This is a genomic window from Pseudomonas stagnisoli (assembly GCF_048595745.1).
Taxonomy (GTDB): domain Bacteria; phylum Pseudomonadota; class Gammaproteobacteria; order Pseudomonadales; family Pseudomonadaceae; genus Aquipseudomonas; species Aquipseudomonas alcaligenes_A.
This window is the reverse complement of the sequence record NZ_CP184361.1, coordinates 438,230-458,939: the sequence shown is the minus strand read 5'-3', so window position 1 is coordinate 458,939 and position 20,710 is coordinate 438,230. Positions and strand designations below refer to the sequence as shown.

Genomic DNA, 20,710 nt, shown 5'->3' with positions numbered 1-20,710 from the left:
GCCTGAGGGAAGCTGCCACGTCCAGCAACCTCCCGGGAACGCGCAGCATGCCCAGGCTCATTCACCCAAACGCGGACCATGGCACCCTCGCCGGCTTCGGCCTGCTGTCCGTCATCGCCAGCGTGTTTCTGGCCCTGAGCCTGGCCGCTACCGAGGTATCCGGGCCGAAGCCCGTCGGCCCCGCACTGCAGCCAGTACTGCAGGCCCTGCTCGGCGCCATCCGAGTGGGAGGCTAGCCATGCAGCTCTCCCCGCCGCGCGCACTGCTGCTGTTCCTGTTGCTGGCACTGATCAAAGGCCCGGCGCTGGCCGGCAAGGGCCAGATCGCCGGAGGCGGCATCGAGTGCAACCAGAACATGGCGCGCTTTCTGGAGCTGGACGAGCGGCTCAGGCGCGGCAGCGATGCACCGCCCTGCCGCGCGCAGCAGGCATTGGCGCGGCGCTTGCTGCTGGCCTAGCGCTGGTACTCGCCAGCCGCTTCCGGCTGGTATTCCACGGCCAGCAGGGTGAGCTTGAGCGGCTTGCCGGCTGGCCCCGGCCAGTCGATCTGCTGGCCGACGGAAAGGCCGAGCAGCGCGCAACCGACCGGCGCCAGGATCGACACACGCCCTTCACCGCCGGCATCCTCGGGGAACACCAGGGTCAGGTGCCAGTCCTTGCCGCTGCCTTCTTCGCGGCAATGTACCCGCGAGTTCATGGTCACCACCCCGGCCGGTACCTCGTCATGACCTACCACCTGGGCACGCGCCAACTCCCTTTCCAGCGCCTCGGCGGTCGGGCCGAAGTCCTCCAGGCTGTCGAGCAGGCGCTCCAGGCGCTGCAGATCGAGACGGGTGATGGTAATGGCGGGGGTGTTGCTCATGGCGACGGGTTCTCTCCTTGGGCCAGATAAAGCAAAACCCCGCCCGAAGGCGGGGTTTTGATCATTGGGTCAGCTTTCGGTGAAGCTACCACAAGCCCGGCAATAAGCAAGACCGGGTGGTCATCGGGAAAAGGGCGTCGGCCGCAGACGCTGTTGTGCGGCCTGACAGATCGCCCGACGTCGCTCGCTGCCGGCCCGCCCCCATTCGAGGATCTCGCTCAGGCTACGACCACAGCCCAGACACACATCGTGGTCATCCAGGCAGCACTGCCGGCGGCAGGGCGAGTCGACGACCTCAGAGTTCGTCGAACTCGAGCTCTTCACCGGCCTGCTCGCGGGTCACCCGGGTCAGCAGCTCGCCCAGCGGCTCTTCGCTGGTGTCGCAGATCCACAGGCCCTGCGCCTCGTCGTAGTCGAAATGGAAGCCACCGGAGCGCGCCGCCACCCACAGCTGACGCAGCGGTTCCTGGCGGCTGAGGATCACCTGGCTGCCATTCTCGAAACGCACGGTGAGCACGCCTCCGCTGTTCTCCAGGTCGAGGTCCAGGTCGCTGTCATCGAAAATGTCTTCCACGGCCTGCTGGGCGGCATCGACCAGGTCATGGAAACGGGCTTCGCTCAAACTCATAACAACGTCCTCTGAGCCTTTCTGGGATTTAGCGAGCTAGAGCCAGACAAGGCGAAAATGGGCAAGGAAGCGCAGTTTACAGACAGTAAATGAGCATTGCTCGCTTCGCTCACCCTTCGGGCCGCGCTAAAGCGCGTCAGCAGCAAGCTGCTTTCCGAGAACGTTTTCAACGCCGACTGGCCGACGCGCAGCAAATCCCGGGAAGGCTCAGGATTGGGAGGCGGAATCTAGCAGACTCTGTCGGTAGGCGCCGGGGCTCTGCCCGGTCCAGCGGCGGAACGCGCGGGCCAGCGAGCCGGCCTCGCTGAAACCGACCAGGAAGGCAATTTCCGCCAGCTCCAGCGCCGGGTCGCGCAGGTAATGCAGCACCAGTTGCTGGCGGGTCTCGTCGAGCAGTTCGCTGAACGACAGCCCGGCCTCGCGCAGGCGGCGCTGCAACGTGCGCGCACTGAGCTGCAGGCTGTGCGCCAGCAACTCAAGGTCGGCGCCCTGCTCCGGCAGCTGGCGTGCCAGTTCGCGACGCGCGCGGTCGAGCACGCTGTGGCCCTGGTTGAGCTGGCCGAGCAGGCGGTCGGCGTGGGCATCGAGCAGCTGGCGCAACTGAGCGTCGGCCTGGCCCAGCGGGGTGTTCAACAGGCGCTTGGGGAATACCAGGGCGTTGTCGGCCTGACCGAACAGCACCGGGCAGCCGAAGATGCGCCGGTGCTCGCTGGTATCGGCCGGCGCCGGATGCTGGAAGCGCACTTCGGTAGGCGAGATCTGCAGACCGGTGATCCAGCGCCCGAAAGTCAGCCAGCCGGCCAGCGTCTCCTCGCTGTGCTGGCGCTGCTGCTGGTGCACCAGCGGCTCCCAGCTGTGCGCTACCTGCGGCTCCAGCCCCGCACGCGGTGGTTCCTCGTCAAGGTCGACGCGGCCCAGGTTACCCACCAGCGCGGCATAGCGAGCCTGGCGGTGCAGGGCATCGGCCAGGGTCGCGCAGCTCATGATCAGGTAGCCGAGCACCCCGTAGTAGCCGGGGCGCATGGCCTCGCCCAGGTGCAGGCCGAGGTTGTCGTCGCCGGTCAGGCGCACGCCCTCGCCGAGCAGTTCCAGGTAGGTGCTGACAGCGATTCGCTGGTCGCGCTGGGCCAGGATCGCCGGGTTCAGCTGCACCTTGGCCAGCAGCCCGGCGCTGGCGAAACCCTGGCGTTCCAGGTAATCGAGCAGGCCCTGCAGGTAGGCGACCGAGACCGAGCTGGCGGCGGGAACGGGGACTTCCATCGCGACTCCGTGATTTTTAGCCGCCATGCTAGCCGCAAACCCGCCGTCGCGGGCAAGCCGAACGCGCCACGACAAGGGGCGCAGCCCCCGCCAGGCGTGCATAGGCAAGGGGCCGGGGGGTGGGTATACTCCGGGCCATTCACGATTTTGCAAAGGACACCACCATGAAGCGCCTGCTGCTGCCCTTCATCGCGCTCGCCGTTTTCACCGCCGCCCTCGCCGGCTGTGGCCAGAAAGGCCCGCTGTACCTGCCCGACGACGACAAGACCGTCAAAGAACGCGACAAAGACGTCTTCCTCTAAGGGGGTTCCATGCAAGCCTTTACCAGCCGCGACGGGCAACTGTTCGCGGAGGGCGTGGCCCTGTCCGCCATTGCCGAACGCTTCGGCACGCCCACCTATGTCTATTCCCGCGCCCACATCGAGGCGCAGTACCGCGCCTATGCCGACGCACTGGCCGGCATGCCGCATCTGGTGTGCTTCGCGGTCAAGGCCAACTCCAACCTGGGCGTGCTGAACGTCCTCGCGCGCCTTGGCGCCGGCTTCGACATCGTCTCCCGGGGCGAGCTGGAACGCGTCCTGGCCGCCGGCGGCGAGCCGGGCAAGATCGTCTTCTCCGGCGTCGGCAAGACCCGCGACGACATGCGCCGCGCCCTGGAAGTCGGCGTGCACTGCTTCAACGTCGAATCGGTGGATGAACTGGAGCGCCTGCAGCTGGTGGCCGCCGAACTGGGCAAGACCGCCAGCATCTCGCTGCGGGTCAACCCGGACGTGGACGCCGGCACCCACCCGTACATCTCCACCGGCCTGAAAGAAAACAAGTTCGGCATCGACATCGAGCAGGCCCCGGCCGTGTATGCCCGCGCCGCCGAACTGGCGAACCTGCGCATCGTCGGCGTGGACTGCCACATCGGCTCGCAGCTGACCAGCCTGCCGCCCTTCCTCGACGCCCTGGAGCGCCTGCTGGCGCTGATCGACCAGCTGGCCGCGCAAGGCATCCAGATCCGGCACCTGGACCTCGGCGGCGGCCTCGGCGTGCAATACCGCGACGAGCAGCCGCCGCTGGCCGGCGACTACATCGCCGCCGTACGCGAGCGCCTCAAGGGCCGCGAGCTGGCTCTGGTGTTCGAACCGGGCCGCTCCATCGTGGCCAACGCCGGCGTGCTGCTGACCCGTGTGGAATACCTCAAGCACACCGCGCACAAGGACTTCGCCATCGTCGACGCGGCGATGAACGACCTGATTCGCCCGGCCCTGTACCAGGCCTGGATGGACGTCACCCCGGTGCAGCCGCGTGACGGCGAGGCGCGCCAGTACGACCTGGTCGGGCCGATCTGCGAGACCGGCGACTTCCTGGCCAAGGGCCGCGAACTGGTGCTGGCCGAAGGCGACCTGCTGGCCGTGCGCTCGGCCGGCGCCTATGGCTTCGTCATGAGTTCCAACTACAACACCCGCGGCCGCGCCGCCGAGGTGCTGGTGGACGGCGAGCAGGTCTTCGAGGTGCGTCGCCGCGAGACCATCGAGGAACTCTACGCCGGCGAAAGCCTGCTGCCGCAGTGAGGGCGCGATCATGCTATTGCGCTTCACCAAGATGCACGGCCTCGGCAACGACTTCATGGTCCTCGACCTGATCAGCCAGCACGCGCATATCCAGCCCAAGCACGCCAAGGCCTGGGGCGACCGCCACACCGGCGTCGGCTTCGACCAGCTGCTGCTGGTGGAGGCGCCGACCAACCCGGACGTGGACTTCCGCTACCGCATCTTCAACTCCGACGGTTCGGAAGTGGAGCAGTGCGGCAACGGCGCGCGCTGCTTCGCGCGCTTCGTGGTGGACAAGCGCCTGACCGTGAAGCGGCAGATCCGCGTCGAGACCAAGGGCGGCATCATCGAACTCAACCTGCGTCCGGATGGCCAGGTCACCGTGGACATGGGCGCGCCGCGCCTGGTCCCCGAGCAGATCCCCTTCCAGGCCGACGCCGAGGCGCTCAGCTATACGGTGGACGTGGACGGCGAGCGGCATGAGCTGGCGGCCGTGTCCATGGGCAACCCGCACGCCGTGCTGCGCGTCGACAATGTCGACACGGCGCCGGTGCACAGCCTGGGGCCGAAGCTGGAGCACCACCCGCGCTTTCCCAAGCGGGTCAACGTCGGCTTCCTGCAGGTCATCGACCGCAAGCAGGCGCGCCTGCGCGTGTGGGAACGCGGCGCCGGCGAGACCCAGGCCTGTGGCACCGGCGCCTGCGCCGCCGCCGTGGCCGCCATCCGCCAGGGCTGGATGGACTCGCCGCTGCAGCTGGAGCTGCCAGGCGGCAAGCTGTCCATCGAGTGGGCAGGTCCGGGCCAGCCGGTTATGATGACCGGACCCGCCGTTCGCGTGTACGAAGGACAGGTTCGCCTATGAGTACGCAGGATCAGATGCCACTGGATGCCGAAGCCGTTGCCGCCTACCTGCGGCAGCACCCGGAATTCTTCGTCGACCATGAGGAGCTGATCCCCGAGCTGCGCATTCCGCATCAGCCCGGCGAGGCCGTGTCGCTGGTGGAGCGCCAGGTCAAGCTGCTGCGCGAGCGCAACATCGAGATGCGCCATCGCCTGTCGCAGCTGATGGACGTGGCCCGCGACAACGACCGCCTGTTCGACAAGACCCGCCGCCTGGTGCTCGACCTGCTCGACGCCGGCAGCCTGGAAGAAGTCATCGGCGCAGTGGAAGACAGCTTGCGCCATGAGTTCCAGGTGCCCTTCGTCAGCCTCATCCTGTTCAGCGAGACGCCGCTGGGCGTGGGCCGCTCGGTCAGTTCGGCCGAGGCCCACCAGGCCATCGGCGGCCTGCTCGGCGGCGGCAAGACCACCTGCGGCGTGCTGCGCCCGGCCGAACTGGAGTTTCTCTTCGGCGCGGACGAATGCACCCAGGTCGGCTCGGCCGCCGTGGTCAGCCTGACCCACCAGGGCCTGCATGGCGTGCTGGCCATCGGCAGCCCCGACCCACAGCACTACAAGAGCAGCCTCGGCACCCTGTTCCTCGGCTACGTCGCCGAGGTCCTGGCCCGCGTGCTGCCGCGCTTCGCCGCGCCGCTGCGCTCGGTGCGCTGAACCCCGGGCCGCGCGCGGCCTATCGTCGTCTGCCGGAGTCTTCATGCAGAGCAGCCTCGACGCCTTCCTCGAACACCTGCGCAGCGAGCGCCAGGTGTCCAGCCATACCCTGGACGGCTATCGCCGTGACCTGCAGAAAGTCCTCGTCCTGTGCGAGAAGCACGGCGTAGCCAGTTGGGATGCGCTGGATACCCGCGGCCTGCGCGCCATGGTCGCGCGCCTGCACGCCCAGGGGCAGTCCAGCCGTTCGCTGGCGCGCCTGCTCTCGGCCGTGCGCGGCCTCTACCAGTACCTCAATCGCGAAGGCGAGTGCCGGCATGACCCGGCGGCCGGCCTCTCCGCGCCGAAAGGCGAGCGCCGCCTGCCGCGCGCCCTGGATGCCGACCGTACGGCGCAGCTGCTGGATGGCGGCGTGGAGGATGATTTCATCGCTCGCCGCGACCAGGCCATGCTCGAACTCTTCTATTCCTCCGGCCTGCGCCTGTCGGAACTGGTCGGCCTGGATCTCGACGGCCTCGACCTGCCCGCTGGCCTGGTCCGGGTGCGCGGCAAGGGCAACAAGGCGCGCGAGCTGCCGATCGGGCGCAAGGCCCGCGAGGCCATGCAGGCCTGGCTGCCGCTGCGCGCCCTGAGCAACCCGCAGGATGGTGCGGTGTTCGTTGGCCGCCAGGGCAAGCGCCTGACCCCACGCGCCATTCAGTTGCGGGTGCGCCAGGCCGGCGTACGCGAGCTGGGCCAGCACCTGCACCCGCACATGCTGCGGCACTCCTTCGCCAGCCACATGCTGGAATCCAGCCAGGACCTGCGCGCCGTGCAGGAGCTGCTCGGCCATGCCGACATCGCCACCACGCAGATCTACACCCATCTGGACTTCCAGCACCTGGCCAAGGTCTACGACGGCGCCCACCCGCGCGCCAAACGCAAGAGCGAGACCCCATGAGCCTGCGCCTGATCACCTTCGACCTCGACGACACCCTGTGGGACGTGGCCCCGGTGATGCACGGCGCCGAGGCCGCCTTGCGTGACTGGCTGGCTGCCGAAGCACCGCGCCTGGGGCCAGTGCCCATCGAGCACCTGTGGGCCATTCGCGCACGCCTGCTGGGCACCGAGCCCATGCTCAAGCATCGCCTCAGCGAGCTGCGCCGGCGTATCCTGTTCCACGCACTGGAGGAGGCCGGCTATCCACAGGGCGAAGCGCAGGTGCTGGCCGAACAGGGCTTCCAGGTGTTTCTCGAGGCCCGCCACCGGGTCGAGTTCTTTCCCGACGTGCACCGTATCCTCGAACACCTGGCCGAGCGCTACATCCTCGGCGTGATCACCAACGGCAACGCCGAGGTGGCCCGCCTGGGCCTGGCCGACTACTTCCGCTTCGCCATCAGCGCCGAGCAGATGGGCATTGGCAAGCCTGATCCCAAGCCCTTCCACAACGCCCTGCAACGCGCCGGAGTGGAGGCGCCGCAGGCCGCCCATATCGGTGATCACCCCGGCGACGATATCGCCGGGGCCAAGGCCGCGGGCCTGCGCGCCATCTGGTTCAACCCGCAAGGCAAGGACTGGCAGGGCGAGGCCGCCCCCGACGCGCAGATCCGCCGCCTGGCCGAGCTGCCGGCGCTGCTGGCCGGCTGGAGCGCCGTGCGTTAGAGCCAATCATGAAAAAGCCCGCCGGATGGCGGGCTTTTTCATGGCGGCGACCGTCCTCAGATGGGGCGGCTGCCGTACTTGCTGTCTGGCTTCTTGGGCGGATCAGCCACCACGTTGGCCTCGATCTCCTGGACCTTGCCACCCCGCGAGAGGAACTCCTCCATGGCACGGGCCAGGGCGTCGCGCTCCTTCTGCTTGGCTTCTACACTGGGCAGTTCCTCGACTTCCTCAGCCGCCTTGGCCTTCTTGCTCGGTTTGCTGCCAGGCTCTACGGCATCGCTGCCATCGTCCTCGCCATCATCACCGGCATCAGCCGCTTCCAGCTCCTCGCCGTCATCCTCGTCGGCGCCTTCCAGGTCGTCCTGTTCCAGTTCTTCGTCGCTCATGTTCTACCTCATGACTTGCGCAAAGCAGGTTACTTATAGCCCAGTGGCACGCATTGCAAACATGCCACCGGAAAAAATTCTTCGGTCTTCAACGCCACTCGCCCTGCAGGGTCGCCAGTACCCGGCGTGAACCGCCATGATCGCGGTGCTCGCCGAGATAGATACCCTGCCAGGTGCCAAGTGCCAGACGCCCCTCGCTGACGGGCAGGCTCAGCTGACAACCGAGCAGGCTCGACTTGAAGTGCGCCGGCAGATCGTCCGGCCCCTCGTAGTCGTGCTCGTAGCCACCCTCACCCTGGGGCACAAGACGGTTGAAGAAGCGCTCGAAGTCACGTCGCACCGCACCATCGGCATTTTCGTTGATGGTCAGCGAGGCGGACGTGTGCTGCAGCCACAGGTGCAGCAGACCGATCCGGCACTGGGCCAGTTCAGGCAGCGCCGCGACCAGTTCGTCGGTCACCAGGTGAAACCCGCGCGCCCTTGCGCGCAGGCTGATCAGCCGTTGTTGCCACATGGCAGGCATCCGCAGCCTCCGATGGCGGCGCATTTTAGAGCCTGTCGCTGACCATTTCACCTGGCCCGTGGGGGAATTTTCCAGGTAAACATTGCCCAACAAAAAGGGCGCCGAAGCGCCCTGGTATTCACTTGCGGGTGAACTCCGGGTAGGCCTCCAGGCCACACTCGGCGATATCCACCCCCTCGTACTCGTCTTCCTCGCTCACGCGCAGGCCCATCAGCAGCTTGATCAGCCCCCACACCACCAGGCTGGCGACGAACACCCAGGCGAAGATGCAGGCGGCGCCGAGCATCTGCACGCTGAGGTTGGCGCTGGAGTTGGTCAGCGGCACGGCCAGCAGGCCCCAGATACCCGCCGCGCCATGCACCGAGATGGCGCCGACCGGATCATCGATGCGCAGCCGCTCCAGCATGAGGATGCTGAACACGACCAGCACACCGCCCACCGCACCGACCAGCACGGCCTGCACGGCACTCGGCGTGGCCGGCTCGGCGGTGATCGACACCAGGCCAGCCAGGGCACCGTTGAGGATCATGGTCAGGTCGGCCTTGCCGAACAGCAGACGCGCCACCACCAGAGCCGCCAGCAGGCCACCGGCGGCCGCCAGGTTGGTGTTGACGAACACCGCCGCCACCGCGTTGGCGTCGGCAATACCGCTGATCTTCAGTTGCGAGCCGCCATTGAAGCCGAACCAGCCGAGCCAGAGGATGAAGGTACCGAGGGTGGCCAGCGGCAGGTTGGCGCCGGGAATGGCGTTGATCTGTCCGCGGCTGCCGTACTTGCCCTTGCGCGCGCCGAGGAGGATGACACCGGCCAGCGCCGCCGAGGCGCCGGCCAGGTGCACGATGCCGGAGCCGGCGAAGTCCTTGAAGCCGAGCTGCTTGAGGAAGCCGCCGCCCCAGGTCCAGTAGCCCTCGATCGGGTAGATCAGGCCGCACATGACCAGGGCGAAGGCCAGGAAGGCCCACAGCTTCATGCGCTCGGCCACCGCGCCGGAGACGATCGACATGCAGGTGGCAACGAATACCACCTGGAAGAAGAAGTCGGCACGTTTGGAATAGGCCGGCGCCCCCTCACCACCCGCCGCGACCACATCCGTCGCATGCTCATTGCCGATCAGAAAGCCGAAGTTGGGCAGCACACCACCCTGGGCGCCGCCATACATCAGGTAGTAGCCCACCAGCAGGTACATCACACAGGCCAAGGCATAGAGGACGATGTTCTTGGTCAGGATCTCGGCGGTGTTCTTGGCCCTCACCAGGCCGGATTCGAGCATGGCGAAGCCAGCGGCCATCCACATCACCAGAGCGCCACAGACCAGCAGATAGAAGGTGTCCAGCGCATACTGCAAGGGAATCAGTGCGGTGCTTTCCATCTAGTACTCCGTTGTACCGTTGCACGGGTGCGCCGCCGTTGGCGCAGAAAGAACAACGCCCGGCGAACCGGGCGTTGGGCTAGACAGCGAGCGTTACAGGTTGTAGCCGCGCTCGTTGTGCTCGGAGAGGTCGAGACCAACGCTCTCGGACTCCTCACTGACACGCAGGCCCATGACCAGGTCCAGCACCTTGAGGATGATGTAGGTGACGATACCGGTGTAAACCACGGTGACCAGCACGCCGACGATCTGGATCCAGACCTGAGCGCCGATGTCTTCCACGGTGCCGAAGCCGCCCAGCACAGGTGCCGCGAACACACCGGTCAGGACCGCGCCGACGATACCGCCGATACCATGTACGCCGAAGGCGTCCAGGGAGTCGTCGTAACCCAGTTTGCGCTTCAGGCTAGTGGCGCAGAAGAAGCAGATCACGCCAGCGGCCAGACCGATCACCAGGGCGCCCATAGGGCCGGCGGTACCAGCAGCCGGGGTGATGGCGACCAGACCGGCAACCACACCGGAAGCGATACCCAGAGCACTCGGCTTACCGTGGGTAATCCACTCGGCGAACATCCAGCCCAGAGCGGCAGCGGCGGTGGCGATCTGAGTCACCAGCATGGCCATGCCCGCAGTGCCGTTGGCGGCGACGGCGGAACCGGCGTTGAAACCGAACCAGCCGACCCACAGCATGGCCGCGCCGATCAGGGTGTAACCCAGGTTGTGCGGCGCCATCGGCGTGGTCGGGAAGCCTTTGCGCTTGCCCAGAACCAGGCACGCTACCAGGCCGGCGATACCGGCGTTGATGTGCACCACGGTGCCACCGGCGAAGTCCAGGACGCCCTCATCCCACAGGAAGGCACCGTCGCCGGACCAGACCATGTGGCACATCGGGGCATAGACCAGGGTGAACCAGACGGCCATGAAGATCAGCATCGCGGAGAACTTCATGCGCTCGGCGAAGGCACCGACGATCAGCGCCGGGGTGATGATAGCGAAGGTCATCTGGAAGACGATGAACACGCTTTCCGGGATCGCATACACCAGGCTGTTGGTGTCGACGCCACTGAGGAAGGCTTTGTTCAGACCGCCGATGAAGGAGTTGAGGTTGGTGACACCCTTCTCCATGCCGGTGGTGTCGAACGCCAGGCTGTAGCCGTAGACCACCCAGAGAATGCTGATCAGGCCGGTGATGGCGAAGCACTGCATCATCACCGAGAGAACGTTCTTCGAACGCACCATGCCGCCGTAGAACAGCGCCAGGCCGGGAATGGTCATAAACAGAACGAACGCCGTCGCGACGATCATCCACGCGGTGTCACCGCTGTTCAGTACAGCCTCGTCAGCCATGGCGATGCCGGGGGTTACGAGGGACAAAAGGGCTCCAAGCCCTGCGAATTTACGCAGAGTCATGTGTTTTCTCCTGGGGCGTGTGGGGTTCTGAGGCTTAAACTGCGTCGGTGCCGGTTTCGCCGGTACGGATGCGGATGGCCTGTTCCAGATTGACGACGAAGATCTTGCCGTCACCGATCTTGCCGGTGTTGGCCGCCTTGGTAATCGCCTCGATGACCCGATCCAGCTGATCGTCGGCGATGGCCACGTCGATCTTCACCTTGGGCAGGAAATCGACCACATACTCCGCGCCGCGATACAGCTCGGTGTGGCCCTTCTGCCGACCAAAGCCTTTGACTTCGGTCACGGTGATGCCCTGCACGCCGATCTCCGACAGCGACTCGCGCACGTCGTCCAGCTTGAACGGCTTGATGATGGCAGTGACTAGCTTCATGAAACTCTCTCCCGTTTGGATGGACTCGCCCCAGGAAAACGAACCCGGCTCAAGTCTAAGCGCAGTGTCTGGCTTTTGAAACGCATCGACCGCCGTGATCAACCGCCGTCCGATGCTCACCAACCGCATCCGGTGAGGCACTCCCCCGCCTCAGCCTGCGCACCGGTACTGCATCGGTGCACGCGTCACAGGGGGTTAAGCAGAAAGCTTGCCAGCTATGCCAAAAGGCCACTTTTTCATGCAGTTAGGCCGCCCCCAGGAAAATCGTGCGCAGCGACCGCACAGTCACCGCACAGCATTGGTGCATGATCGGCGCTAGCCATGAGCGAAAACCGTGCATCGCCCGCGCACGCCCTGAGCAGCGTCGCCTGCGTGCTACACTGCCGCGGTTCGTCATCGAAAAGAACCCCGCCATGCTGCCGCCCAAAGCCATTCTCGACACCCTCGCCAGCCACGCCTCGCGCCTGTTCAGCGGTGACAACCCGCTGCCGCGCAGTGAGATCGAAGCCCAGCTCAAGGCCCTGTTGCAGAGCGCCTTCGGCAAGCTGGACCTGGTCAGCCGCGAAGAATTCGACAGCCAGATGGCCGTGCTGGCGCGTACCCGTGCGCGCCTGGAAGCCCTGGAAGCCAAGCTGGCAGAGCTGGAAGCCAGGCAGAACCCACCCGCCGAATAAAACTCGGCGGGCATGTGATCAAGGAGTGATCCATGTCCCTCGCCATCGTCCACAGCCGTGCCCAGGTCGGCGTCGAAGCGCCGGCCGTCACCGTCGAGGCGCACCTGGCCAACGGTCTACCGGCCCTGACCCTGGTCGGCCTGCCGGAAACCGCGGTCAAGGAAAGCAAGGATCGGGTGCGCAGCGCGATCCAGAACGCCGGTTTCGATTTCCCGCCACGGCGTATCACCCTCAACCTGGCGCCTGCCGACCTGCCCAAGGACGGCGGGCGTTTCGACCTGGCCATCGCCCTCGGCGTGCTGGCCGCCAGCGAGCAGGTGCCAGCGGCCAGTTTGGCCGAACTGGAGTGCCTGGGTGAGCTGGCGCTGTCCGGCGAGCTGCGCCCGGTGCAGGGCGTGCTGCCCGCCGCCCTGGCCGCCCGCGCCGCCGGACGCACCCTGGTGGTGCCGCGGGCCAATGCCGAGGAAGCCAGCCTGGCCTCGGGCCTGAAGGTGCTGGCGGTCGACCATCTGCTGCAGATCGCCGCCCACCTCAACGGCCACACACCATTATCACCGTATCAGGCCAATGGTCTGCTGCGCCAGGAAGCGGCGTACCCCGACCTGGCCGACGTGCAGGGCCAGCTGGCGGCCAAGCGCGCCCTGCTGATCGCCGCCAGCGGTGGCCACAACCTGTTGCTCAGCGGACCTCCGGGCACCGGCAAGACCCTGCTGGCCAGCCGCCTGCCCGGTCTGCTGCCGCCGTTGTCCGAGGAGGAGGCGCTGGAGGTGGCGGCCATCCATTCGGTGGCCAGCCATGCGCCATTAACGGCCTGGCCGCGCCGACCGTTCCGCCAGCCTCATCACAGTGCCTCCGGGCCAGCGCTGGTCGGTGGCGGCAGTCGCCCGCAACCCGGCGAGATCAGCCTGGCCCATCACGGCATCCTGTTCCTCGACGAGCTTTCTCTTAGGAGAACATGCAAGAGGTGTAAAGAAAAAATAGTGGGACTCAGGCATTGCGGGGCCCTGAGCCCAGAGCCCTATCTCAGAATCGAGCGCAGGGCGAGGTAGACTGCAATCATTCGGCGATAGTCGTACTCGACCAGAGCGTCAATTTGCTAGCATTATGCCATTTCAATAGGGCCCTGCTGCGTTGGAGCAGGCTTGCTCTTGCGCTATTAGGAAGCCTCAGGGACGTAAGGTCAGATGAGATTCATTGATGTGTTTGCGGGATGCGGTGGGCTCTCGCTAGGCCTCCTAAAAGCAGGATGCCGTGGTGTTGCTGCAATCGAAAAAAACCCGATGGCCTTTGAAACGCTACGGCACAACCTTATAGATGGGAAGCGCTATAGATTTGAATGGCCAGACTGGCTTCCTAAAGAAGCTATGAGCTGTGAGCAGTTCATCAGCGACTATAAAACTCAAATATCTGAGCTGGCTGGCACTGTAGACCTGATGGTCGGGGGACCACCGTGTCAAGGCTTTTCAACAGCAGGGCGAAGAAACCCAGCCGACCCCCGCAACAAAATGGCCGAGCAGTATTTAGAGCTTGTTAAGATTGTTCGCCCTAACTACATAGTTATTGAGAACGTCAGCGGCTTCAACAGCAAGTTCAATGAAGAAAAGAAAACTTCTGCTGCGGATGAGAAATACATTAAAAAATCTTACGCAGAATATATTAGTGAAGAGCTCACAAGACTAGGATATAAAGTATCTCGGGGGAAAATAAACTGCGCCTCCTTTGGAGTGCCTCAGAACAGACACCGCTACCTTATCATTTGCTCAAAACAAGAGCTGAAAGAGAATCTCTTTGAAGAGCTAATTAAAAGCGCCGTACAGTTCAGACAGAGCAAGGGTTTAAATCCTGATCACCCTGTAACCGTGCATGACGCAATCGCAGATCTCGAAACTGACAGCAAACAACGTATCCCCAGCACCGATTCCCCGGCTAAGGGATTTTGGGAGATCGAATATAAGGCCCCAGATATTCTTTCCCCATATTTGAAAATTATGCGCGACGGATTCTCTGGCATACCAAATAGCCTGAGACTTCCAAACCATAAAGTAGAAACAATAGTACAGTTTATAAAATTCAGGCAGGCCTCCGAGCCAGGGAAATCTCTTTCAAAAAAATCTCGCGATGCGCTGGGACTAAAAAAACACGCAATTACGGTATTAGCCAGAAACTTCCCCTCCCCTACCATTACCACTCTCCCGGACGATATCATTCATTACAGTGAGCCGCGAATCCTCACCGCGAGAGAGACAGCAAGAATTCAGTCCTTCCCTGACTGGTTCGAGTTTACGGGGAAATACACAACAGGGGGTAAGGCTCGCAAGCTGGACTGTCCCCGCTATACACAGATCGGGAATGCTGTGCCCCCACTTCTATCAGAAGCAATCGGGCAAATGCTACTAGCTAGAAAAAAAGAAGAACAAACATACCTAGAGCAAGCTGCAGCAGCAAAGAGCTAAGCCATGGAAGATTTGAACTTTAAAATCAGCTCACACCTGAAGTCCGTGATTGGCCGAGATCTAATCACAGACGACTTTGTAGCAATATTTGAACTTGTCAAAAATTCCTTCGACGCCAACGCATCTAAAGTAGATATTTACTTTGGTGATGACCAAATAACAATAGTCGACAACGGCAAGGGCATGTCCGAATCGGACATAAAGAACAAATGGCTTTTTGTTGCGTACTCCGCGAAAAGTGATGGGACTGAAGACAGCCCGGCTGCTGATACCGACTATCGAGAGAATATACAACACCGTAGGTATGCAGGCAGCAAAGGTGTTGGACGGTTCTCATGTGACCGACTTGGAAGTAAATTATTCCTCCAAAGCAGGAAATCAAAGACCGGAGACGTTCAACAGCTCATAGTCAATTGGCTAAATTTTGAAGAATCCGCCAAAGAAAATTTCATTGACATCCCCGTGCAGTACGGGGTCGCTAAGAGCTTCCAATCGGACTCATCAATAGATCACCCTAATCACGGCACAATATTAGGAATAACCGATCTGCGGTCGTCTTGGCCCCGTGAGTCGATAAAGGAGCTCAAGGCCTCTCTCGCAAAATTAATAAATCCCTTTGGTGCTACCACTGAAGGATTTACGATAAACATTCATGCACCTGCAGAGCTTGAAAGAGATGAGGAGCTCCGCAAACGAGAGATCACAACTCCAAACGAAATAATCAACGGGCCAGTTGAAAATTTCATATTCCAGACGCTTCAAGATAAGACAACTTGGCTTCGGAGCTGGATTGCCCCAGATGAAAATCGCTTCTATACAGAGCTCATAGATCGCCAGAAATTAATCTATAGAATCTCAGAAGAGAATCCTTATCCCGAGCTGACCGACACAAACTTTGAGTGCAATATTTTCTATTTGAATCGCGCAGCAAAACTGACCTTTGCCAGAAACATGGGCATTAGCTCAGTTAAGTTCGGCTCAATCTTCCTTTTCAAGAATGGTTTCCGCTCATACCCTATCGGCGAGGAGAACGACGATACCTTTGGTATTGACCGCCGAAAACAACAGGGTTACGCGCGATATCTCGGTACCCGAGACGTTCTAGGTCGAATTGATGTCTACGGAGACGAAAAAAAATTCAAAGAGTCATCTAGCCGAGACAAAGGCCTTATTGAGTCCAAGGCATATCTAGAATTAGTTGATTCATTCTGGGATCGCTGTTTCTTGCGACTTGAGAACTATGTCGTGGGCGTTAGTTGGCGCCTAAAATATGACATGGACCTAGAGGATGCGTCCTTCTTAACCGGCGATGAAGCACGCTCGAAAGTTATTGAGGTTGTAGCAAAGCTTGCAAATACACCTACGGTAAAAGTTGAAAGCTACTCAGAAGATATTCTTACAGTTATAGACAACAAAGTGAAAGGCTTTGACAAAGCGATTCAAAGCCTTGAAAACCTGGCCATTAAGATTGGCAATACTGAACTTGCCAATAAAGCGAAGAGTGCGGCTCAAAACTACGAGGAAATGCGTCGCGCTGAAGCAGAAGCACTCACCTTCGCTGAGAACGAACAGAAGGCTCGGAAAGCCGCAGAAGCTGCATCGGTACAAAAAGACGCAGAACTCAGAATTGAGCGCCAGCGAAACCTCTTCCTATTGTCTCAAGGGTCTAGAGATAAAGATATTCTCGAAAATCTTCACCATCAAGTCATGATCTATGCAAGCAACGCCGTGCATTGCATCGAGAAGAATTTGATTTTAATAAACGGCGGAAGAACGCTCACTGCCGATGAAGTGAAAGCCGAGTTTGAGCAGCTACTACTTCTAAATCAACAGGTGATTGCGGCGTCTCGTTTTGCAACCACAGCGAATTTTATGCTCGAATCTAGCCAGATAGAGACTGACCTCGGCGGCTACATTTATGAATACATAACAAAGGTTTGCCCTATACACGAAGGCAACATAGATATCATTGCAGACAATAGGGTTAAGAACTTTAAGCTGAAGTTTAGCCCAATTGAAATATCTATAATCGTAGACAACCTAATCAATAACGCCTACAAAGCTGGCGCAGGCCATATAACTTTTTCCCTTTCACAAGAAGATGTTCACTCTATAAAAATTCTTGTGAATGACAATGGTGGCGGCGTACCGAGCGAGATCCAGCCACCGGAGCGTATTTTCGAGAAGGGTGTAACAACAACCTCAGGATCGGGTCTAGGCCTATATCACGTCAGACAACTTCTTGAGTCAATGCAGGGAAGCATTTCGCTGCACGATACCAATGAATATGGTAGTGAATTTCTAATACGGATATATAAGTAATGGATGCGTCATTTCGTGTTCTTTGGTTTGAGGACAATCCTAAATACGTCGGCGAAATAGCCGAGTCCGTTCAAGCTCGCATGCATAGCTACGGCATGAAGTTTGACGTCACCATGATCAATAATTTCGAAAACAGCAATATAGCAAAAATTTGTCGAGATCTACGGCAATCATGCTCCTACGACTTAATCATGGTGGACTATGACCTTGGAACTAGAGAGTTACAAGGTGATGAGCTCCTAAAAAAGCTACGCCGCTCAACCTCGATTAGCATGATCTTCTACAGCGCTAAAAATATAAGAGAGCTACGAGAGCTTCTTCTGGAAAAAGGTGTCGATGGCGTATTCTGCCTTGCTCGCGACATGCGATTGGCGGGGGAAATCTATAGCATTGTCGAATGCGCACTGGGCCGTGTGGTCCAAACAAACTATATGCGCGGAATAGTAGTTTCCTCCGTTAGTCACATGGACAGGCTCTTTACAGAAATAATTTTGCATGCTCTCAACGAACTAAAGCTCAAGGACGCAACTGCTGTACTTGCAGATATAAAGCAAAGATTTAATGTTTATCAGGATGAAGAGCGCGAGCAGATCGAGCGAATCAATGAAAAAACCCTAAGCCGATACATAGCCAAAGCCAACTTTCATGTAAAAACCAATCTTCTCATAGAGCTTCTAACTCTAGAAGGCAGCAATTTTTCTGCTAGCTTTCTCTCTAAAGTAGAAAGCTTTATAGATGAAGTTGGGAATAAGAGAAATAAATTCGCGCACACGCCCACCGAATATATTAATGGCGAACCCAAAATCAAAATTGATAATAAGATCCTAGAACATAAGCACATGAAGGAGATCCTTTGCACTATAAGAGAACACATAACAGCTGCGGAACAAGCAATTACTTATTACCGGGCCGTGCCACCGAAGGCATGACTATGGGGCTGTTGTGTCAGGGTGCCGCCACACCTAGCTAACCCCTCTGATGCATTCTGAGTGCGCTACCGACGTGTTGGTTGCGCAGGCTTGAGAGTTCTTCATCACCCCGCTTCCGACTAGAGCGGAGGCCCCTCAGGCTAGGATCGCGGTTGCCCTGGGAGCTCTTCATCACCACATTTGGTTTTTCGCGCGCGCGAAAATCCAAGGTCGCGCTTTCGCCTATTCTGATCCATGAATCAACCAACTCAGGGCAATCAAGTGACTAATGCCGATAAGTGGAAAGCGTTTGATTTAGCTGAATGGTCTCTAGACATACTGATATCTTGCTGTTCCGAGCAAATATACTGTGAAGAGAAGAAGAGCTTACCGAGCAGCGAGAAAATTAGGAGCTTAATGGAGAGGCGATCAGCTCTTGATACGGAGCGAGATGCGCTAAGCGTCGAAGATCAAGACAATATCTCTCGCGTTATCCAGACTTACACTAGTGAAGCCAAAAGCGCTATGGAGCATGCTAGAGCAAATGACGCGTCTCACTAGCGCTTCATTCCGATTAGCTTCGACCGGAATCCATCTAGCTGCTTCTCTAAATAGTCGATACGTAGCTGCTTCCGCTCAAGCAACTCTTGCATAGTTTCTTGCGTATTTGCCAGCTCATTCAAAAGGCCTTCGCAAGCAGCTGTTAAAGCATCAATAAGCTCAGTCTTTTTTCTAAGTTGTGATCGTAAGACATCGATCTTGAGACTGGTAGTCTTCTGGGGCTCGGCCTCATTGCCTTTCCTAATGGACTTTATCTTCTCTATCGCCTCCGGACATGTTTTATATATAGATACACGGCTAACGCCACTACGTTTAGCGAGCTCGACGACACTCACTGCCCGTCTATCTAGATCCTCTGAGGTCAACATTTTCTCTAACGATGCAAGTACTATCTCTCGTTTTGAGGTCATATTACTCTCCCTCGCGAGCGATGATATGGAGCACAGAAATTGCCTCTTGAAGTCGGGACTCCAAAATAAGCCTTGTCTGTTGTGCGACATTTGATGTTGCCAGAAGTTTAAGGCAGTCATCCTTATATCTAACCCACCAGTCCTTATGAACTTTAGTCGCGTGAAAATTCAGGCATCCGTAACATACCTCAGGCGATCTTAATGCCTGGTTTGGATGATCTTTACTCCCTCCGCATGCGCTCACCTTACTTTCGTAAAGGCACACTCCCCAGTTACAAGGAACTAAATTCACTCCCTTAGAAAGAAGCTGATTCACCTCACTCTTACGCTTTAACCTGCCCACAAATTCGGACAGTCTATCTTTACCAATCGCGTAATCGCCATTTTGATAAACATTCCCATCAAAACTATAGGCAATTTCTTTTACTGCAACTTCAACCTCTTTTCGAACCTCTGAGTCAACTAAGTTCTTGAAGTCGGAGTCAGGCCTCGCATACATAGTGTCAATAGTTAATACTGATGCGTGGGAATATTGAGTTGCGAGATCTTGCAGCGCTGTTCTGTCTCGCATACCTATGAACCTTGCTAAATGCTTTCTACCCATATGGCTATGCAAGTAGCCACTCCATCCCGTCTTTTCCTCCAGCCTTATGAATCTAGCAAAGGAATTTAATCTGTTATTAAACTGCCCTAAACTCAAGACTGAAGGAGATATTGGCTTCTCTTTCAGCGGCCATAGCCCATTCCCGCAGTACGCAACCCAGAGGCTTTCACTATTGTGCTTATGTCTGATAGGCCGCGATATCTGCTCCAAGATGCTGAACGCTGTAGCGGCAGCTGATGAGATCACCCAGGGCCTTTCGCTCTCACTCTCTGAGTATTCCGGATACCTCAATTTCGATCTGGGCGCATGGTAGTAGTCATATTTCGTTCCATTTGCATGAATGCGGGACCTCAACCCATTTACACATGCACGCCTAATCTCGCTCACACGCATTCCAACGGTGTAAGTTATAACAATGAAGCAGGCATCTTGAAGCCGCCGGATGAGTGCAGCTAAAGAAGGCGAGCAACTTAAATTGTATCCATCTAAAATCTCACGCAACTCTTCCGAACATGAAATATGCGCATCTTTTATTGCCTCGTTCCCAATCTTCGCTAACGGCCTACGGCCCTTAATCCCTTGTGCCCGAGCACTTTCAATGGCACTCACATAGCTCTCATACGCGGAGAGGCTGTCTTTCGTCGCTTCTTCGATAAGCTTCATTGCTGTGCTGAGCAGAAAAACACAGACTTTATCTGGCGGAGCTTCCCATTGCCTCCCCTCCCGGTATCCCTTTATAAGCTTTTTCCTGGTGTGTAAGGGAAAAGGGTCATGAGTTAGAGCAGAATTTAGATACTGTGAGAACCTGAACATATCTGATGCCACAGCCATGGCCTCATATACTGTCGCCGACGCACTATCGCGCTTTTCGTTATAGAGACTATCGATTATTTGCTGAATTTGACCACTAGAAACAAGTGCTAAATCCTCATACCCCAGTTCAGCCACTTTAAGGAGAATCCTTTTAGCGCAATTCGTCTTCAACTTTGCAGTGCTGGGGGAAATTTTCTTGAACTCTCCTTCGCCTCCACACAACCAGCACCAGGCCATTCTCTTTAGCGACTCGGCTAAGCTTGGAAAGTTCTCCAATCCAGTAGATAACCTATTCCAATCAAATTTAATGGGAGGATCGATATCAGAGATCTTCGAACTGAATAACCAAATATCTTTCACATAAGCTTCATCAGCGCCCATTGAATCGCTGAACAGATGCAATCCTGCTACTGTATTCTTCATAC

Annotated in this window: 22 protein-coding genes and 1 pseudogene; 13 read left to right on the top strand and 10 right to left on the bottom strand. The window is 58.9% G+C overall.

The genetic code is table 11. The annotated features are described in order from the left end of the window. The first annotated feature begins 47 nt into the window (after positions 1–47). Positions 48–236, top strand: a complete 189-nt coding sequence (locus ACOAPY_RS02110; RefSeq protein ID WP_465154864.1) for a hypothetical protein — start codon at positions 48–50, stop codon at positions 234–236. Positions 237–238: 2 nt separating this feature from the next. Further along, a complete protein-coding gene (locus tag ACOAPY_RS02105; protein WP_465154863.1) occupies positions 239–457 on the top strand; it encodes a hypothetical protein in 219 nt (72 codons plus the stop codon). Here the strand turns inward: ACOAPY_RS02105 and rnk are convergent. From rnk to ACOAPY_RS02085, 4 genes are all read right to left on the bottom strand, one after another. Beyond that, positions 454–861, bottom strand: a complete 408-nt coding sequence (gene rnk, locus ACOAPY_RS02100; protein WP_465154862.1) for a nucleoside diphosphate kinase regulator — start codon at positions 859–861, stop codon at positions 454–456. The two genes, ACOAPY_RS02105 and rnk, sit on opposite strands and share 4 nt — an antisense overlap. Positions 862–981: 120 nt before the next feature. Next, positions 982–1,185, bottom strand: a complete 204-nt coding sequence (locus tag ACOAPY_RS02095) for a DUF1289 domain-containing protein (protein WP_465154861.1) — start codon at positions 1,183–1,185, stop codon at positions 982–984. Further along, complete coding sequence (cyaY, locus tag ACOAPY_RS02090) at positions 1,157–1,489, bottom strand: iron donor protein CyaY (RefSeq protein WP_465154860.1); 333 nt, start codon at positions 1,487–1,489, stop codon at positions 1,157–1,159. Before cyaY ends, ACOAPY_RS02095 begins: the two co-directional genes overlap by 29 nt. A gap of 207 nt (positions 1,490–1,696) precedes the next feature. Further along, on the bottom strand, positions 1,697–2,749 hold the full coding sequence (locus ACOAPY_RS02085; RefSeq protein WP_465154859.1) for an AraC family transcriptional regulator: 1,053 nt from the start codon (positions 2,747–2,749) through the stop codon (positions 1,697–1,699). 164 nt (positions 2,750–2,913) lie between these two features. On the opposite strand from ACOAPY_RS02085, the gene lptM reads away from it, so the two are divergent. Genes lptM through ACOAPY_RS02055 form a run of 6 tightly spaced genes read left to right on the top strand, consistent with a single transcriptional unit; the run spans position 2,914 to position 7,479 of the window. Continuing rightward, complete coding sequence (gene lptM / locus ACOAPY_RS02080; protein ID WP_021700061.1) at positions 2,914–3,051, top strand: LPS translocon maturation chaperone LptM; 138 nt, start codon at positions 2,914–2,916, stop codon at positions 3,049–3,051. Positions 3,052–3,060: 9 nt separating this feature from the next. Next, positions 3,061–4,308 carry a diaminopimelate decarboxylase gene (gene lysA, locus ACOAPY_RS02075; RefSeq protein WP_465154858.1) on the top strand — a complete coding sequence of 416 codons (1,248 nt, stop codon included), beginning with the start codon at positions 3,061–3,063 and terminating at the stop codon, positions 4,306–4,308. A 10-nt stretch (positions 4,309–4,318) separates the two neighbouring features. Continuing rightward, a complete protein-coding gene (gene dapF, locus ACOAPY_RS02070; RefSeq protein WP_465154857.1) occupies positions 4,319–5,149 on the top strand; it encodes a diaminopimelate epimerase in 831 nt (276 codons plus the stop codon). Continuing rightward, the gene (locus ACOAPY_RS02065) at positions 5,146–5,838 is read left to right on the top strand and encodes a DUF484 family protein (RefSeq protein WP_465154856.1); all 693 of its coding nucleotides are present in this window, start codon (positions 5,146–5,148) and stop codon (positions 5,836–5,838) included. The genes dapF and ACOAPY_RS02065 overlap by 4 nt, the downstream gene beginning before the upstream one ends. Before the next feature lie 43 nt (positions 5,839–5,881). Beyond that, complete coding sequence (xerC, locus tag ACOAPY_RS02060; protein WP_465154855.1) at positions 5,882–6,778, top strand: tyrosine recombinase XerC; 897 nt, start codon at positions 5,882–5,884, stop codon at positions 6,776–6,778. Continuing rightward, positions 6,775–7,479: an HAD family hydrolase gene (locus ACOAPY_RS02055; protein WP_465154854.1), complete on the top strand. Its 705-nt coding sequence runs from the start codon at positions 6,775–6,777 to the stop codon at positions 7,477–7,479. Before xerC ends, ACOAPY_RS02055 begins: the two co-directional genes overlap by 4 nt. A 56-nt stretch (positions 7,480–7,535) precedes the next feature. On the opposite strand, the gene sutA is transcribed toward ACOAPY_RS02055, so the two are convergent. The 5 genes from sutA to glnK all read right to left on the bottom strand — a co-directional run bounded on the left by sutA (position 7,536) and on the right by glnK (position 11,540). Then, on the bottom strand, positions 7,536–7,865 hold the full coding sequence (gene sutA, locus ACOAPY_RS02050; RefSeq protein WP_076423761.1) for a transcriptional regulator SutA: 330 nt from the start codon (positions 7,863–7,865) through the stop codon (positions 7,536–7,538). Between the two features lie 88 nt (positions 7,866–7,953). Beyond that, the gene (locus ACOAPY_RS02045; RefSeq protein WP_465154853.1) at positions 7,954–8,379 is read right to left on the bottom strand and encodes a secondary thiamine-phosphate synthase enzyme YjbQ; all 426 of its coding nucleotides are present in this window, start codon (positions 8,377–8,379) and stop codon (positions 7,954–7,956) included. Between the two features lie 127 nt (positions 8,380–8,506). Then, positions 8,507–9,757 (bottom strand): ammonium transporter, encoded by a 1,251-nt coding sequence (locus ACOAPY_RS02040; protein WP_465154852.1) that lies wholly within the window; start codon positions 9,755–9,757, stop codon positions 8,507–8,509. A 93-nt stretch (positions 9,758–9,850) separates the two neighbouring features. Next, on the bottom strand, positions 9,851–11,167 hold the full coding sequence (locus tag ACOAPY_RS02035) for an ammonium transporter (RefSeq protein WP_076423755.1): 1,317 nt from the start codon (positions 11,165–11,167) through the stop codon (positions 9,851–9,853). Between the two features lie 34 nt (positions 11,168–11,201). Beyond that, positions 11,202–11,540, bottom strand: a complete 339-nt coding sequence (glnK, locus tag ACOAPY_RS02030; protein ID WP_021700071.1) for a P-II family nitrogen regulator — start codon at positions 11,538–11,540, stop codon at positions 11,202–11,204. Between the two features lie 413 nt (positions 11,541–11,953). Between glnK and ACOAPY_RS02025 the strand changes: the two genes are divergently transcribed. From ACOAPY_RS02025 to ACOAPY_RS02005, 5 genes and pseudogenes are all read left to right on the top strand, one after another. Beyond that, on the top strand, positions 11,954–12,214 hold the full coding sequence (locus tag ACOAPY_RS02025) for an accessory factor UbiK family protein (RefSeq protein ID WP_021700072.1): 261 nt from the start codon (positions 11,954–11,956) through the stop codon (positions 12,212–12,214). 32 nt (positions 12,215–12,246) lie between these two features. Further along, positions 12,247–13,155, top strand: a pseudogene (locus tag ACOAPY_RS02020) (YifB family Mg chelatase-like AAA ATPase); the annotation flags it as partial. Between the two features lie 243 nt (positions 13,156–13,398). After that, a complete protein-coding gene (locus ACOAPY_RS02015) occupies positions 13,399–14,667 on the top strand; it encodes a DNA cytosine methyltransferase (RefSeq protein WP_465154851.1) in 1,269 nt (422 codons plus the stop codon). 3 nt (positions 14,668–14,670) lie between these two features. Continuing rightward, the gene (locus ACOAPY_RS02010) at positions 14,671–16,989 is read left to right on the top strand and encodes an ATP-binding protein (protein WP_465154850.1); all 2,319 of its coding nucleotides are present in this window, start codon (positions 14,671–14,673) and stop codon (positions 16,987–16,989) included. Further along, positions 16,989–17,918, top strand: a complete 930-nt coding sequence (locus ACOAPY_RS02005) for a response regulator (RefSeq protein WP_465154849.1) — start codon at positions 16,989–16,991, stop codon at positions 17,916–17,918. Before ACOAPY_RS02010 ends, ACOAPY_RS02005 begins: the two co-directional genes overlap by 1 nt. Before the next feature lie 951 nt (positions 17,919–18,869). Here ACOAPY_RS02005 and ACOAPY_RS02000 read toward each other — a convergent pair. Beyond that, positions 18,870–20,708, bottom strand: a complete 1,839-nt coding sequence (locus ACOAPY_RS02000) for a hypothetical protein (RefSeq protein ID WP_465154848.1) — start codon at positions 20,706–20,708, stop codon at positions 18,870–18,872. Between the last annotated feature and the right edge of the window lie 2 nt (positions 20,709–20,710).

Bases quoted from the DNA above. Each gene is read 5' to 3' on its own strand.
- ACOAPY_RS02015 (WP_465154851.1), top strand. From the start codon at position 13,399: ATGAGATTCATTGATGTGTTTGCGGGATGCGGTGGGCTCTCGCTAGGC.
- ACOAPY_RS02105 (WP_465154863.1), top strand. From the start codon at position 239: ATGCAGCTCTCCCCGCCGCGCGCACTGCTGCTGTTCCTGTTGCTGGCA.
- ACOAPY_RS02035 (WP_076423755.1), bottom strand. From the start codon at position 11,167: ATGACTCTGCGTAAATTCGCAGGGCTTGGAGCCCTTTTGTCCCTCGTA.
- ACOAPY_RS02045 (WP_465154853.1), bottom strand. From the start codon at position 8,379: ATGTGGCAACAACGGCTGATCAGCCTGCGCGCAAGGGCGCGCGGGTTT.
- ACOAPY_RS02005 (WP_465154849.1), top strand. From the start codon at position 16,989: ATGGATGCGTCATTTCGTGTTCTTTGGTTTGAGGACAATCCTAAATAC.
- rnk (WP_465154862.1), bottom strand. From the start codon at position 861: ATGAGCAACACCCCCGCCATTACCATCACCCGTCTCGATCTGCAGCGC.
- ACOAPY_RS02110 (WP_465154864.1), top strand. From the start codon at position 48: ATGCCCAGGCTCATTCACCCAAACGCGGACCATGGCACCCTCGCCGGC.
- lptM (WP_021700061.1), top strand. From the start codon at position 2,914: ATGAAGCGCCTGCTGCTGCCCTTCATCGCGCTCGCCGTTTTCACCGCC.
- ACOAPY_RS02010 (WP_465154850.1), top strand. From the start codon at position 14,671: ATGGAAGATTTGAACTTTAAAATCAGCTCACACCTGAAGTCCGTGATT.
- ACOAPY_RS02085 (WP_465154859.1), bottom strand. From the start codon at position 2,749: ATGGAAGTCCCCGTTCCCGCCGCCAGCTCGGTCTCGGTCGCCTACCTG.
- lysA (WP_465154858.1), top strand. From the start codon at position 3,061: ATGCAAGCCTTTACCAGCCGCGACGGGCAACTGTTCGCGGAGGGCGTG.
- ACOAPY_RS02065 (WP_465154856.1), top strand. From the start codon at position 5,146: ATGAGTACGCAGGATCAGATGCCACTGGATGCCGAAGCCGTTGCCGCC.
- ACOAPY_RS02000 (WP_465154848.1), bottom strand. From the start codon at position 20,708: ATGAAGAATACAGTAGCAGGATTGCATCTGTTCAGCGATTCAATGGGC.
- cyaY (WP_465154860.1), bottom strand. From the start codon at position 1,489: ATGAGTTTGAGCGAAGCCCGTTTCCATGACCTGGTCGATGCCGCCCAG.
- ACOAPY_RS02055 (WP_465154854.1), top strand. From the start codon at position 6,775: ATGAGCCTGCGCCTGATCACCTTCGACCTCGACGACACCCTGTGGGAC.
- sutA (WP_076423761.1), bottom strand. From the start codon at position 7,865: ATGAGCGACGAAGAACTGGAACAGGACGACCTGGAAGGCGCCGACGAG.
- dapF (WP_465154857.1), top strand. From the start codon at position 4,319: ATGCTATTGCGCTTCACCAAGATGCACGGCCTCGGCAACGACTTCATG.
- glnK (WP_021700071.1), bottom strand. From the start codon at position 11,540: ATGAAGCTAGTCACTGCCATCATCAAGCCGTTCAAGCTGGACGACGTG.
- xerC (WP_465154855.1), top strand. From the start codon at position 5,882: ATGCAGAGCAGCCTCGACGCCTTCCTCGAACACCTGCGCAGCGAGCGC.
- ACOAPY_RS02025 (WP_021700072.1), top strand. From the start codon at position 11,954: ATGCTGCCGCCCAAAGCCATTCTCGACACCCTCGCCAGCCACGCCTCG.
- ACOAPY_RS02040 (WP_465154852.1), bottom strand. From the start codon at position 9,757: ATGGAAAGCACCGCACTGATTCCCTTGCAGTATGCGCTGGACACCTTC.